At 66.6% G+C, this 13,954-nt stretch carries 10 protein-coding genes and 1 pseudogene; all 11 read right to left on the bottom strand.

Annotated elements, in window-relative coordinates; translation table 11 throughout:
* Nucleotides 1–494 (bottom strand): annotated as a pseudogene (locus tag M2428_RS08470) (bifunctional D-altronate/D-mannonate dehydratase); the annotation flags it as partial.
* Nucleotides 495–525: 31 nt separating this feature from the next.
* Nucleotides 526–1,923, bottom strand: coding sequence for a glucuronide transporter (gene uidB / locus M2428_RS08465; protein WP_277525512.1), 1,398 nt, complete (start codon nucleotides 1,921–1,923; stop codon nucleotides 526–528).
* Nucleotides 1,924–1,982: 59 nt separating this feature from the next.
* The gene (uidA, locus tag M2428_RS08460) at nucleotides 1,983–3,794 is read right to left on the bottom strand and encodes a beta-glucuronidase (protein WP_277525511.1); all 1,812 of its coding nucleotides are present in this window, start codon (nucleotides 3,792–3,794) and stop codon (nucleotides 1,983–1,985) included.
* 210 nt (nucleotides 3,795–4,004) lie between these two features.
* Nucleotides 4,005–5,438: a mannitol dehydrogenase family protein gene (locus M2428_RS08455; protein ID WP_277525510.1), complete on the bottom strand. Its 1,434-nt coding sequence runs from the start codon at nucleotides 5,436–5,438 to the stop codon at nucleotides 4,005–4,007.
* Nucleotides 5,435–6,841, bottom strand: coding sequence for a glucuronate isomerase (uxaC, locus tag M2428_RS08450; RefSeq protein WP_277525509.1), 1,407 nt, complete (start codon nucleotides 6,839–6,841; stop codon nucleotides 5,435–5,437). Before uxaC ends, M2428_RS08455 begins: the two co-directional genes overlap by 4 nt.
* Before the next feature lie 85 nt (nucleotides 6,842–6,926).
* Complete coding sequence (locus tag M2428_RS08445) at nucleotides 6,927–8,018, bottom strand: LacI family DNA-binding transcriptional regulator (RefSeq protein ID WP_277525508.1); 1,092 nt, start codon at nucleotides 8,016–8,018, stop codon at nucleotides 6,927–6,929.
* Nucleotides 8,019–8,126: 108 nt separating this feature from the next.
* The gene (locus M2428_RS08440) at nucleotides 8,127–9,293 is read right to left on the bottom strand and encodes a Gfo/Idh/MocA family oxidoreductase (RefSeq protein WP_277525507.1); all 1,167 of its coding nucleotides are present in this window, start codon (nucleotides 9,291–9,293) and stop codon (nucleotides 8,127–8,129) included.
* A gap of 17 nt (nucleotides 9,294–9,310) precedes the next feature.
* Nucleotides 9,311–10,180: a sugar phosphate isomerase/epimerase gene (locus M2428_RS08435; protein WP_277525506.1), complete on the bottom strand. Its 870-nt coding sequence runs from the start codon at nucleotides 10,178–10,180 to the stop codon at nucleotides 9,311–9,313.
* Nucleotides 10,181–10,266: 86 nt separating this feature from the next.
* Nucleotides 10,267–11,142 (bottom strand): ATP-binding cassette domain-containing protein, encoded by an 876-nt coding sequence (locus M2428_RS08430; RefSeq protein WP_277525505.1) that lies wholly within the window; start codon nucleotides 11,140–11,142, stop codon nucleotides 10,267–10,269.
* Complete coding sequence (locus tag M2428_RS08425) at nucleotides 11,139–13,010, bottom strand: dipeptide/oligopeptide/nickel ABC transporter permease/ATP-binding protein (RefSeq protein WP_277525504.1); 1,872 nt, start codon at nucleotides 13,008–13,010, stop codon at nucleotides 11,139–11,141. Before M2428_RS08425 ends, M2428_RS08430 begins: the two co-directional genes overlap by 4 nt.
* Entirely contained in the window at nucleotides 13,007–13,948 is a 942-nt protein-coding gene (locus M2428_RS08420; protein ID WP_277525503.1) for an ABC transporter permease, read from the bottom strand. The genes M2428_RS08425 and M2428_RS08420 overlap by 4 nt, the downstream gene beginning before the upstream one ends.
* Between the last annotated feature and the right edge of the window lie 6 nt (nucleotides 13,949–13,954).

Below are 13,954 nucleotides of genomic sequence, written 5' to 3'. Positions count from 1 at the left end.
GCCTGCGCCGCGACCCCGTAGACGGCCTTGATCCCGGGGACCGCGGTCTGGATCCGGATCGACTTGTAGCCGAGCTCCAGGTGCTCCCGGACCGAATCGAAGAGCGAGGGCAGGTCCGCGCCGGAGGCGTGGCCATAGGCGCGCAGCCCGTTCCGGGACGCCCCGCCGAGCAGCTGGTAGACCGGCATCCCGGCGAGCTTGCCCTTGATGTCCCACAGCGCCATGTCCACCGCGGCGATCGCGGCCATCGTGACCGGGCCGCGGCGCCAGTACGAGGACCGGTACAGGAACTGCCAGGTGTCCTCGATCCGGTGCGGATCCTTGCCGATCAGCAGCTGCGCGACATGCTCCTTCAGATACGCGGCCACCGCGAGCTCGCGCCCGTTCAGGGTCGCGTCCCCGATCCCGGTCACCCCGTCCTCGGTGGTGATCCGCAGGGTCACGAAGTTCCGGGAGGGGCTGGTCACAAAGACTTCAGCGGCAATGATTTTCACAACAGGTCCTTTTCTGGTCTTTCGGGGTGTCTTAGTTGCGGGGCGCCAGCGGCGCGGCCTCGGCGGGAACAGGTGCGCCGGGACTTCCGGCGCCGTCGCCGTCAGTGCGCCGGGCACGGATTTCGGTGAGGATCCGTGCATGCATGGCATCGGTGAGTGTGTACTTGGCCATCACGAGCACGGCCAGGATGGTCATGACCGCCGGAAGTGCGCCGGCGGCGAGTTGGATGCCGAAGACGGCGTCGGGGGTCTGGACAGCGCCGGACTTGTAGCCGCCCAGGGCCAGGGCGTAGGCCGCGAGCGCACCGCCCACTGCCTGTCCGGTCTTACGGGTGAAGGAGAACAGGGCGTACGTGATGCCCTCGGTGCGGACGCCGGTCTTCCATTCGCCGTACTCGACCGTGTCGGCTTCCAGCGCCCACACCACGATGTTGACCGCGAGGACACCCACCAGGCTGATGACCAGGCCGGTGAAACCGATCCAGACCTGACTGGCCGGGGTAAAGAAGACGATGGCGCCGCCAATTACCGTGAGCAGCGACGAGGAGATGTAGACGCGCTTCTTGCCGAGGTTCCGGACCAGCTTGGGCATGAAGCCGGCCAGCACGAAGGTCAGGACGAGCTGGGTGATGGACAGCACGGGGTACAGATCCAGCCGGCCCAGGACGTCGCGGAGGTAATACAGCTGGACCGAGGTGAGGGCCAGGTATCCGGTCAGGAAGAAGAAGGAGCTCAGGCACAGCATCAGCAGCGGCCGGTTGCCTTTGAGCGTGTCCATGCTCTGCTTGAACGTGACGTTCGGGACGGCACGGTGGACCCGTTCCTTGGCGGTCAGGAAGGTGAAGAGGTACAGGGCCGCCCCGATGACGACGAACACCAGGGTGATGGTGGTGAAGGTGGCCTGCAGGTTGGCGCCCGGCTTGATCAGCGGGGCCACGAAAATGCCAAGGGCGGAGCCGACCAGCATCCCGCCGATCATCCGGGCGGAGCCGAGCTTGGCGCGTTCGGCCGGGTCCTGGGTCATGGCGCCGGCGAGGGAGCCGTAGGGGATGTTGACCAGGCTGTAGGCCAGGCCCAGCGCGGCGTACGTGACGTAGGCATACAGCAGGGTGCCGGATTCGCCGAGCGCAGGGACTGAGAAGGTTGCCACGCTCAGCAGCAGCAGCGGGATGGATCCGAACATGATGAACGGCCGGAACTTGCCGAACCGCTTGCTGAAGGTCCGGTCCACCACGCGGCCGGCGAAGACGTCGGCGAAGGCATCAAAGATCCGCACCACCAGCAGCAGTGTGCCGGCGGCCGCGGCGGAGATCCCGGCCACGTCCGTGTAGTACACCAGCAGGAACATGGTGGCGGTGGTGAAGGCGAGATTGTTGGCGGCATCGCCGGCGCCATAGCCGATGATGCTGAGCTTGGTCAGCTTTTTCATGAATGGGCTCCTTTACCCGTTGCCGGACCTAGGGCCCGGCGAAAAATGTGCGTTAAGGCCTACGCCTCGGAAGTGATGTTCTTGGTGCCGGCCAGTGCCGTCCACCGTTGGCGCAGGGCGTAGGCGGCGGGTTTGGGCCGCCTGTCGCGGGTGAAGACGCCCTTCTTGTTGCCGTCCACGCGCATGATGCCGTTGGAGGTCTGGAAGTCCGCGAAGTTCCAGACCTGTTCACCCACCATGGCGTCGACCCGGTCGAAGACCCGGTGGTACATGGCCAGGAACGCGGCCTGGTATTCCTCGCTCCAGGGCTGTTCATAGATGGAGTGGAAGCCGGGCATGGTGTCCGGCCCGTACTCGGTCATGATCATGGGCTTGCCGTACTTGGCTTCCCACTCGCGCAGCTCCTTCTCGAGGTGCTGTTCGGCGGTTTCGAGGTCGCCGTTATCGACGTACCAGCCGTAGTAGCGGTTGAGCATGATCACGTCGAACAGGTCCCCGAGCAGTTCCTTGTCCGGGGTGTCGAACAGGACGTTGACGTAGCCGACGGGCCGTGTGGGGTCCAGGCGGCGGGTCAGTTCCACGAGGGGTGCGAAGTACTCGCGGGCGCCTTCCTCCGAACCGTTGGGTTCGTTGGCGATCGACCAGATCACGACCGAGGGGTGGTTCTTGTCGCGGGCGACGAGTTCGGAAATCGCCTGCCGGTGGTTCGCGGCGGTGTTGGCATCCACTCCCCCGTCGACATAGGTCTTCTTGGCGATGCCGCCGAAGACGGCGCCGAAGCCCAGGTGCAGCCCGACGGCGGCGGTTTCGTCGATCACCACGATTCCGTGCCGGTCCGCGAACTCCATGACTTCCTCGGCGTAGGGGTAGTGCGAGGTCCGGAACGAGTTCGCGCCCACCCAATCCAGGAGCTGGAAGTCGTTGACCATCTGGGCGTTGCTGTGGCCCTTGCCGATGCCCACGTGGTCCTCGTGCATGCCGAAGCCGGTGAAGTAGAACGGTTCGCCGTTGATGAGGAATTCCTTGCCGCGGACTTCCACGGTGCGGATACCCACCGGCAGGGTGTAGCTGTCCAGTAGCCGGCCGGCGTCGCGGATTTCCGCGGTGAGGCTGTACAGGTAGGCGGCACCCGGCTTCCACAGGACGACGTCGGCGACCGTCAGGGTGCCGCGGGCGCCGTCGGCGCGGGCGGCCTCGACGCCGTCGGCGTCGCGGAGGGAAACTGTGACCGTTTCGCTGCCGGTGCCGCCGTCGGTGGCAATTGTGTAGTCGACGCTGCCGGTTGTTCCTTCGAAGCCGGTGACGACGGTGATGTCGTCGACCGTGACCGCGGGGGTGCTGAACAGCCAGAGGCTGCGGTGCAGGCCTGCGTAGTTGTAGAAATCGTGCAGGTAGCTCTGCTGCCGGCGGCCGTCCGCGGTGACGGTGATGGTTCCCGGCGGGATGGTGGCCTGCGTGAGCTCGTTGTTGACGGAGACCGTCAGGCGGAAAACCTGCCCGGCCGTCATGTGGTCCGTGATGTCCGCGCTGAAGGGCATGTAGCCGCCGGTGTGCTGGGCCACGAGGATGTCGTCGACCCACACCATGCCCTCGTGCGTGGCGGAGTCGAGGCGGACGTGGATGCGCTCCCCTGCCCAGCCGCGCGGGACGCGGACGTCGCGCTGGTACCAGACGTAGCCCACGTGGTCCCTGATGGCCTTGTCCGGGAAGACGTCGTTGTAGCTGGCCGGGACGCCCATTTCCAGTCCGGTTTCCAGGGGCGCCTTGAACCATTCGTCCCGGTGGCCGGAGCGGTCAAAGTCCACCTTGAAGCGGTACAGGCCGTCGAGGTTGACCATCTCGCGGGTTTCGCTGGCCTGGGGCTCGAGCATTTTTGGAGGTCCTATCGCGTCTTTGCGTGCAGTGCCGGGGGAGGAATTTGGGGGCCGGCGGTGCGGCCGGCTTGTGCTCTCGTTGTAATCCTAATCACGTGGCAATCAAATGGCAAGCGGTTGCCATCATTTTGTTGAAAGTTCATTGAAACACGGCTGCCCGGCTCCCCGTGATCCGGGAACCGGGCAGCCGCGCTTGCACGGAAGCCGCTACGGGGAGACAGCCCGCTCCCCGAACGTTCCGCTCAAGCTTTCAATCAGGTCCACGACGGAACCGTCTGCGGCCACGGCCGGATCCACCAGGGCCAGCAAGGCGCGGATCCGCCCGGCGCCCGCCAGGCGGTTGGCTGCGGCCACCTCGTCGGCCAGCGGGTCCTGGAACGCGGCGGAGGCGGCGCTGTAGTCCATCCAGGCGGCAATCATGAGCGCGGCGGCCGCGCCGGACCTGCCCGCGGCGCGCTCCGCCCGCAGCACCGGAACGGCGCGCATCCGCAGCTTCGTGCTGCCGTCCATCGCGATCTGTGCGAGGTGGTGGGCAATCCGGGCGTTGCCGAATCGCTGCAGCAGGGCGGCGCGGTAGGCCGGGATCTGCAGTTCCGCGGCGGTTCCCTCCGGCCCGGACAGGCTCGCTTCCGCCTCGTCCCAGAACTTTTCAACGGCCTGCAGGCACAGCGGGTCCGCCAGGGCCTGGGCCACGGTGGTGTGGCCGCGAAGCTTGCCGGCGTAGGCCAGCAAGGAGTGCGCGCCGTTCAGGAGCCACAGTTTGCGGTTCTCGTACGGCTCGATTTCAGCCACGAACACGGCGCCGGCGTCTTCCCAGCGCGGCCGGCCGGCGGGGAAGTCTCCGCTGAGCACCCAGTTGGAGAAGGGCTCGGCCACCACGGGCGACGTGTCGCGGTATCCGCAGGCGGCCTGGACGGCGGCAATGTCCGCGGCAGTGGTGCGCGGAGTGATGCGGTCAACCGAGGTGCTGACAAAGCTGACGTTGGCGTCGATCCATCCGGCCAGCCCGGCGTCCCAGGCCCCGGCCATGCCTGCCACGGCGTTGTGCGCCACGGCGCCGTTGTTGGAAAGGTTGTCGCAGCAGACGACGGCGAGCGGCCCCGCCCCGGCAGCCCGGCGGGCGGCGAGGGCCAGCACCAGCCGGCCCAGCGGCGTCGTCGGGCTTACGCTGCCGGACGCCAGCAGCGCAAGGTCGGCGGCGACGTCGGGCGCAGTGCGGTCAAGCTGCCCGTCGGCCCGGAGCCGGTAGGCCGCTTCGGTGACGGTCAGGGTGATCACCGCGGTGGCGGGAGCGGCAACCAACTCCGCCAGCCGCTGCACGTCAGCCCCGTCCACGGCTTCGACGATGCTGCTGACCACGGCGAAGGAGTCTCCGTCGTCGGCCCGGTTCACTACCGTGTAGAGCCCGTCCTGTTCGGCCAGCGCCAGCGCGGCGTCGGGGCGGCGGCCGGTAAAGGCCGCGATGCCCCAGTCCGCGGCGTCGGATGCCTGGTGGGTGTACCACGCCTGGTGCGAGCGGTGGAAGGCGCCCAGGCCCAGGTGGATGATCCGTACGGGCGCCTTGGCGCCGGGGTGCAGGCGGCGGTTCAGTTGGGGAAGATCCACGGCGGGCGCCACCTCGGAGTGCTGGTCGATGCTCACAGTTTGAAGACCCTTCGGGGCGAGCCGTCCACGATGTCGACGATCAGTTCATGGGCGCGGTCTTCGCTGACGCGGTGCTCCGCCACCAGCCGGGCCAGGAATGAGGCCTCGATCCGGCGGGAGGCATCGTGGCGCGCGGGGATGGAGCAAAACGCGCGGGTGTCGTCGATGAAGCCGGATGAGCGGGAGAATCCTGCGGTTTCGGTCACGGCCGAGCGGAAGCGCAGCATGGCGTCCGGTGCGTCCAGGAACCACCACGGGGCACCGAGGTAGACGGAGGGGTAGAAGCCTGCCAGCGGCGCGAGTTCGCGGGAGAACACGGTCTCGTCGAGGGTGAAGAGCACCAGGTGGAAGTCCTTGGCGGTGCCGAAGTCTTGAAGCAGCGGGCGGATTGCCTCGGTGTAGTTGACGGCGAACGGGATGTCGTGGCCGGTGTCGGCGCCGTGGGCGTTGAAGGTTGGTTCGTGGTGGTTGCGGTAGGACCCCGGGTGGATGGTCATGACCAAGCCGTCTTCCACGGACATGCGCCCCATTTGGTACATCATGTGCGCTTCGAAGTCGTCGCGGTCCTGCGCCGTGGCCTGGCCGGACCGGGCGCGGTCGAACAGCCTGGCCGCGTCGCCGGCGTCGAGCTTGAGCGTTGCCGGTGTGCGGACGCCGTGGTCGGCCGAGACGGCGCCGTGGTCCACGAAGTAACGACGCCGGTTTTCCAGGGCGGTGATGTAGCCGGCATAGCCGGTGGCGCCGTCGCCCGCTGCCGCGATGAGCCGGTCCACGTTCGCGGACCACGTGGGGTGCGCGATGTTGAGGTAGGCGTCCGGGCGGAAGGTGGGCAGGACGCGGCCGTGGAACGTGGGGTCCTCGGCGATCGCCTTGTGGCTGGCGAGGCTGTCCAGGGGGTCGTCCGTGGTGGCCAGGACCTCAATGTTGAAGTCCTTGAAAAGCTGGCGGGGCCGGAAGCCGGGCTCCAGCAGTCTGGCCGAGATCGCGTCAAAGCTGGCATCGGCGCTCGCGGCGCTGATCTCCTGCCGCAGGCCGAAGACGCTCTCGAACTGGGTGCGGAGCCAGTAGCCGGAGGCCGTCCCTTCGAACAGCGGCCAGGCCTTGCAGAACTCGTGCCAGACCGCGCGGGAGTCCGCTGCCCCGGCTGCGGGGCCGCGCAGCCGCTCCAGCGGCACGCCGCTGGCGTGGATCAGCCGGGTGACGTAGTGGTCCGGGCTGACCAGCAGCGCTGCCGGGTCCGGGAAGGGGGTGTTGTGCTCGATGACTGCGGCGTCAACGTGCCCGTGCGGGGAAATGATGGGGAGGTCCTGGACGCGCTGCAGGAGTTCGCGAGCAATGCTGCGCGTTCCGGGATCCGCGGGCAGGAGCCGGTCTGGGTTGGCGGCAATCGACTGTGACATAGGTCAATGGTCCGGCTTGCCTCGCGCATTTGTCAACCGGTTGCCAATAATTGCCAACAAGTTGCGGCCGGCTTCACCGGCAAGGCTAGCCCACGGGCAGCAGCCGTCCGCTCGAGCCCCGCAGCACCAGCTCCGTCTCGACGCGCAGGGTGACGGCAGGCTCCCCCGCGCCGTGCAGGAGATCCCTGTTCAGGAGATCCCCGTGCAGCAGATCAAGCAGCAGTGTGGCGGCGCCCGCGCCGCACTCCCCCAGCGGCGAGCGCACGGTGGTGAGCGGTGGTGTGGTGAAATCCGCCCCGAAGATGTCGTCGAAGCCCACGATGCTGATCTGGTCTGGGATGACCATGCCGGCGGCCTGGAGTTCCTGCATGAGCCCGATGGCCAGGAGGTCGTTGTAGGTCAGCACCGCCGTGGCACCGCTGGCCCGGACGTCGCGCGCCACCTGGCGGCCACCGTCGACGGTGGGCTTGGTGGATTCCAGCCGCACGGCTTCGAGCCGGGACCATTCGCAGGCAGCCTGAACGCCTTCCCAGCGGCGCGCGGACATCCAGGACTGCGGCGGACCGGCAACAAAGGCAACCTTGTGGTGCCCGTTGGCGGCAAGGCTCCGGACTGCCTCGCTGATGCCCTTGTTCACGTCGGGAACAACGCACGGCACGCCGTCGACCTCGCGGTTGATCACCACCACGGGCTTGTCGCGGGCGATCGTGCGGATGTCGTCGTCGTCCATGCGGGGGCTGGCCAGGATGAGGCCGTCCACCGTGGCCATCATGCGGCGGGCTGCCGTCAGCTCGGTGACACCGGACTCGGCGGACTCGGCCAGGACCAGGGTGTAGTCCCGTTGCGTGGCCGTCGTTTCCGCCCCGCGGATGATGTCGAAAAATGTGGGGTTGGTGATGTCCGCGACGATCAGGCCGAAGGTGTTGGTGCGGCCGGTGGGCAGCGCGCGGGCGAACGGGTTGACCTGGTAGTTCAGCTCGGCGGCGGCATCCTCGATCAGTTTCTGCGTTTTGGCGCTGACGCGGCCCGGCTTGCTGAGCGCCCGTGAGACGGTGGATGGGTTGACGCCGGCAACCTTGGCAATGTCGTAGATGGTGGCGCTGGACTTTCCGGCCCGGGAATGCTTCTTGACCGGGCCTGTTGTTGCGGCAGCGTCCGGCGTCTTGGGTTCAGTCACCGGCCCATCCTAACGAGGAAACAACCCAACTAGCTCGCGGTTGTTGCCGTTTTGAGCGCTCAAAACGGGGCAACTGCGAGCCAGTTGGGCTGGGGTTGCGGCGCGGGGCTAGGAGCGCTCGGGGAACTTGCCTTCGTCTGCGATGCGCTTGTTCAGCTCGGCGAGGAACTCGTCCTCGTCGAAGTCCAGCCCCACCTCCGTGCCCCTCCAGCTGGAGAGGTGGATGGCGTTGGCCAGGCGGACCCCCTTGATGCCGTCCGATCCCGGGGCAAGCAGCGGTGTGCCGTCCAGGATGTTGGCGGCGAAGTTCGCCAGGACGCCGGAGTGCTGTGCGCCCCAGGCGGACTCGAACTCGATGACCTCGGTGGTGTAGTACTCCTCGGGGTTCAGCTCGCCCATGAAGAGCTTGCGGACATCGTCCATGTCCATGCCGTCGCTGAGTTCACGCTCGGGCTTCTTCAGGCGGGTCACGGTGGCGGTCTTGCTGTTTTCCACCACGATCTTGCCCTGGTCGCCCAGGATCTCGAAGCGGTCGGTTCCCACGAGGTCGTGCGTCGCGGTGACGAAGACGCCCGTGGCGCCGTTGCCGTAGTCCACGACGGCAGTGACTTCGTCCTCCACTGCGATGTCGCGGCGGAAGCCGTAGGCAACCTTGGAGTAGACGGACTTCGGCACGCCGCAGATCCACTGCCACAGGTCCAGCTGGTGCGGAGCCTGGTTGACCAGCACGCCGCCGCCCTCGCCGCCCCAGGTGGCACGCCATTCGCTGGAATTGTAGTAACCCTGCGGGCGCCACCAGTTGGTGATGATCCAGTTGGTGCGGCGGATGCTGCCGATCTCGCCGTTATCGACAATCTCTTTCAGCTTCTGGTACAGCGGATTGTTGCGCTGGTTGAACATGATGGCGAAGGACAGCTCGGGCTTGCCCGCGGCAAAGTCGTTGAGCTCCTTGACCTGTTTGGTGTACACGCCGGCCGGCTTCTCCACGAGGGCGTGGATGTTGCGTTTGAGGGCCTCGATGCCCATCTCGGGGTGCAGGAAGTGCGGCACGCACGTGACCACCGCATCGACGTCGCCGCTTTCGAGCATGGCGATGTAGTCGTCGTAGAACGGCGCGTCCGGGTACTGGGAAGCGGCAAGTTCCTTCTTGGCGGGGTCGGTGTCGCAGATGGCGCCAATCACCATGTTCGGGACCGCGCCGTCAGCGATGAACTTCGCGTACATGCCGCCCTGCTGGCCCAGGCCGATGATGCCAAGGCGTACTTTCTTACTCATGTGGTGATTCTCCCTGTCTAGAAGAGGTTGGAGTGGCCCATGGCCACGAGGTTGTCGTAGGAGGTCTGCAGTGCGTCCCACACCGTGCGACCGTAAAGTTCGTCCTGCTCCACGAGCAGGTACCGGGCGCCGGCGGCCTGGGCGGCCGGGATGATGGACGGGAAGTCCAGGTTGCCTTCGCCCACCTCGGCGAACTGGACCACGTCCTTGAACTCGGCCATGAAGCCCTTGAAGTCCCCGGTTTCCAGCAGCCCGAATGCGCGCTCGGGGAGCTGGCCGATCCGGTAGTCCTTCAGGTGCACCATGGCCGTGCGGCCGGCGTACTTCTGCAGCGCCCGGACCGGGTCCAGGCCGCCGCGCTGCACCCAGTGGACATCGATTTCCAGGCCCATGGCCGGGGAGTTCGCGGCGATGATGTCCAGCATGTAGGTGCCGTCAAACTTCGCGAACTCGATGTGGTGGTTGTGGTAGTACAGGCCGATCCCGTGCTCGGCCAGGCGCCCGGCGTAGTCGTTGGCCTGCTTGGCAAAGTCCACCATGGCGTCGATCGATTTCATGGCGGGGAACGGCAGCATGCCGATCCGCAGGAGCGTCGTGTCCAGCCGCTTGGCGTCCTCAACGATCTTGTCGAAGTGGTCCTTCAGGGAATCGCCGGGCATGCCCTTGGGGGTTTCCATGGCGACGGAGAGGGCGGCCACGTCCATGCCGAGTTCGGTCTGCGCGCGGTCGAGTTCCGCCACGTTCTCCGCTGTCATGGGGATCTGGGAGACTTCGACGGCGTTGTAGCCGATCGCGTTGACCTTCCGGAGCGTCTCGAACGCCCCGAGTTCGGCGAAGCTGTCCTTCAGCATCATCGCCTGCACGCCAATTTTGGCTGTTGTTGCCACGCTTTTCCTCCGTTGCCTGCCAGATTCCCCAGGGGAAGCCGGCCGTTGTGTTCGCTTGCTGTCGTGTTCGGTTTGGGCGGGCGTCCTCAGGCGAGGACGCCCGCTTGTTCGTGCTGCATCCGCTGCGTTTCGAGCAGGCGGTGCCGGTCCGCTCGGCGCTGTTCCTGCCGGTCCGGGTCCGGGACCGGGGAGGCGAGCAGCAGCCGCTGGGTGTAGGGGTGGTCGGGGTCGGTGGTGACCACGCCGGCCGGGCCTTGTTCGACGATCTCCCCGTGATACATCACGGCGACGCGGTGGCTGATGTGCCGGACGACGTCGAGGTCGTGCGAGACGAAGAGGTAGGACACGCCGGTGTCCTTCTGGATCTGCAGGAACAGGTCCAGCACGCGGGCCTGGGTGGAGAGGTCCAGGGCGCTGACCGGCTCATCGCAGACAATCAGCTTGGGCGCGAGGGCCAGGGCGCGGGCGATCGCCACGCGCTGGCGCTGCCCGCCACTGAACTCGCGCGGCAGCCGGTTGATGGCGTCGGAGGGCAGCCCCACCTGGTCCAGCAGTTCCTTCACGCGCTTTTTGGCCGCCGCGGCATCCATGCCCTGCACCCCCAGTGGCTCGGCGAGGATGTCGCCGATCTCCAGTGCGGGGTTCAGCGAGGTGTACGGATCCTGGAAAACCACCTGCAGGTCCCGGCTCAGGACCCGCCGGTCCTTGCGGCTGGCGTGGCTGATGTCCTTGCCGTCGAAGCTGATCTTCCCGCCGGTCACCGGTGCCAGCCCCAGGATGGCGCGGCCCAGGGTCGTCTTGCCGGACCCAGACTCCCCCACCAGGCCGAGGGTCTCGCCCCGGCCGATGGTGATGTTGATGTCCGTCAGGGCGCGGAAGGGCTTTGCCCGGAACTTCTTGCTGGGGTACTCCACCACCAACTGGTCCACGGCGAGCAGCGGTGCGCTTTCGGTGGTGCTCATGCGACTGGCTCCTTCGGCCGGGGGGAAACGAGCATGGACATGGGTTCCTTGCCTTCAAGCATCGACGCCAACAGTCTCTGCGTGTAGGGTTCCTGCGGATTGCGGAGGATGTCGCGGACGGGTCCTTCCTCCACGAGCCGGCCGTTCTGCATGACGGCCACACGGTCACAGAGGTCCGCCACCACCCCGAAGTTGTGGGTCACCAGGATGACGCCGATGTTCAGGCGCCGCTGGAGCTCGCGGAGCAGGTCCAGCACGTCCGCCTGCACCGTGACATCCAGGGCCGTGGTGGGCTCGTCGGCGATCACCAGGTCCGGCTCGCAGCTGATGGCTCCGGCGATCAGCACCCGCTGGGCCATGCCGCCGGAGACCTCGTGCGGGTAGGCGTTGAAGGTCCGGTCCGGGCTGACGATTCCGACGTCGGCAAGCAGCTTCAGCGCCCGCTGCCTGGCCTCGGCCTTGGAAATCCCGAGGACGCGCACCATGGGGGTGACCAGCTGGTAGCCGATGGTGAAGGCGGGATCCAGGTTGCTCATGGGCTCCTGCGGAATGTAGGAAATCCGTTTGCCGCGGAGTTTGGACAGGCGCTCCTGGCTGACGCGTTCCTCGCCCGGGGCCACGGTGTAGTTGCCGTCGAACTGGATGGACCCGCCCACAACGCGGGCGTTCTCCGGCAGCAGCCCAAGGATGGAGAAAGCGGTCTGGGACTTGCCCGAGCCGGATTCGCCCACGATGCCCAGGAACTCGCCGCGGTCCACGTGGAAGGAGACATCGTCAACGACCTTCTTGATGGAACCGTCCGCTTGGGGATAACCGACGCCGAGATTGGTCACCTTGACCAGATGGTGTTCGGTTCCGAGGTCGACGGCGGCCACAGACTTCCGCGACGGGCGCGCGGGGAGGCGCGCCGGCGTCGGGCCCGCAAGAGGGCCCTTAACCGAGGTTGCCGCCTGTTTGCGGTGCTTGATCTTTTCGCCGTCTTCCAGGGCATCGCGGATGGCGTTGCCCAGCAGGACCAGGCCGCCAATGGTCAGCGCCATGGCCAACGCCGGCCAGAACAGCAGCGTCGGGGTCAGGTAGACGTTCTTGAAGCCCTCCGAGAGCATGACGCCCCAGGTCGCCTTGGTGGGATCGCCCAGGCCGAGGAACTCGAGTCCGGACTGGATGGCGATGGCCACACCGGCAATGGCCGCGGTCTGGATGATGATGGGGGCCCGGACCACAGAGAAGATGTGCCGGGCGATGATGCTGAGGTCCGACAAACCGGAGACCCGTGCGGCGTCCACATACAGCTCGTTGCGCACCGACTGGACGGCCGTGCGGGTCAGCCGGAAGTAGGACGGGCTGATCAGGATGCCGAAGGCGATCATGGACATCCAGACCGAAGGGCCGAATGCCGCCCGGATGGTCAGCAGCACGATCAGGCCGGGGAGGCTCATGAGGATGCTGACCACCCAGTTGGAGACCGCCTCGAACTTGCCGGCGTAGTAGCCGGCGATCAGGCCCGCCGGCAGCCCGATGGCAATGGCCACGCCGGCGCAGAGCAGGGCCGAAAGCAGGGTCAGCTGCGCGCCGAACAGCAAACGGCTCCAGACATCGCGCCCGGCACTGTCCGTTCCCAGGATGTTGACGGAGTCCGGAGCGGCGAGGGTCTTGGCGATGTTGGCGTAGTTCTGGTCAAAGGGGGCCAGGACCGGAGCCAGGATAGCCAGCAGCGAAATCGCCAGCAGGATCGTCATGGCAACGAGGCCCAGGGGGTTCCTGAACAGGCGGCGGATGACGGTGGAACGGACCACCGTTCCGCTCTGCCCCGTTGGAACGGCGGGCGTGGAGGCGGCGGCTGCCGCCGTTTCTACGGAATCGCTCATGACACACGTACCTTCGGGTTGAGCCAGCCATTGAGAATGTCCACCAGCAGGTTCACCACGATCACGACGACCACCGTGTACATCACGACGCCCATCACCACCGGAAGATCCGACTGGCCAGTTGCGGCGACCGCCAGCGGCCCCATGCCGGGGAGGGCGAAGATCTGTTCGATGATCACCACACCGCCGAGCATGCCGATCAACTGCAGGCTCAGCACGGTCAGGCCGGCCGGAGCGGCGCTGCGGAGCACATGCTTGAACAGGATCTCGCGCTCGCCGATCCCGCGGCTGCGCAGGGTGCGGACATAGTCCCGCTCGAGTTGTTTGATGACGGCGCTGCGGATCTGCTGCGCGCCTCCGGTGACGCCGTTGATCAACAAGGCAATCACCGGCAGCGACATGGAATAGACCCACGCGTCGGCCCCGGCTTCCGGGGAAATGGTGCTGGTGGCCGGGAAGAGACCCAGCTGGATGGCCAGGATGGTGACCAGGATGACGCCGATCACGAATCCCGGAATGGAGTCGCCGATGATGGCGCCAACCTGGACCACCCTGTCCACCCAGCCACGCTTGACCGCGGCAAGAACACCAATGAGGGCGGCACAAATTGCGATCAGGATCATTGCGGTGAAAACCATGGTCATGGTCACCGGAATCCGGCTGGCCAGGGAGTTGGCCACCGGCTCCGAAGTGAACCAGGAAGCGCCAAGGTTTCCGCTGAGGGCATCAGCCACCCAGGCGAGGTAGCGGGTCAGCAGCGGCTGGTCCAGACCCAGCTCCTGTTCCTTCAGCGCCACCTGTTCAGCGGTGGCCTGGTCGCCCAGGATATTCCTGGCGATGCTCCCGCTGGAGATATACAGCAGGAAGAAGGTGAGCGCCGAGACAACAAACAGCACCACCAGCCCGCTGCCCAGCCGTTTCGCAATGAACCTGATCATGGTGTC

It is taken from the genome of Arthrobacter sp. ES3-54 (assembly GCF_029504395.1).
In the GTDB taxonomy this organism is placed as follows: domain Bacteria; phylum Actinomycetota; class Actinomycetes; order Actinomycetales; family Micrococcaceae; genus Arthrobacter.
Note: the sequence above shows the minus strand (reverse complement) of the source record. Positions and strands in the feature narration are given on the sequence as shown.

Excerpts from the sequence above, each read along its gene's own strand:
- M2428_RS08440 (WP_277525507.1), bottom strand. The coding sequence starts at position 9,293 with ATGAGTAAGAAAGTACGCCTTGGCATCATCGGCCTGGGCCAGCAGGGC.
- M2428_RS08420 (WP_277525503.1), bottom strand. The coding sequence starts at position 13,948 with ATGATCAGGTTCATTGCGAAACGGCTGGGCAGCGGGCTGGTGGTGCTG.
- M2428_RS08430 (WP_277525505.1), bottom strand. The coding sequence starts at position 11,142 with ATGAGCACCACCGAAAGCGCACCGCTGCTCGCCGTGGACCAGTTGGTG.
- uidA (WP_277525511.1), bottom strand. The coding sequence starts at position 3,794 with ATGCTCGAGCCCCAGGCCAGCGAAACCCGCGAGATGGTCAACCTCGAC.
- uxaC (WP_277525509.1), bottom strand. The coding sequence starts at position 6,841 with ATGTCACAGTCGATTGCCGCCAACCCAGACCGGCTCCTGCCCGCGGAT.
- M2428_RS08425 (WP_277525504.1), bottom strand. The coding sequence starts at position 13,010 with ATGAGCGATTCCGTAGAAACGGCGGCAGCCGCCGCCTCCACGCCCGCC.
- uidB (WP_277525512.1), bottom strand. The coding sequence starts at position 1,923 with ATGAAAAAGCTGACCAAGCTCAGCATCATCGGCTATGGCGCCGGCGAT.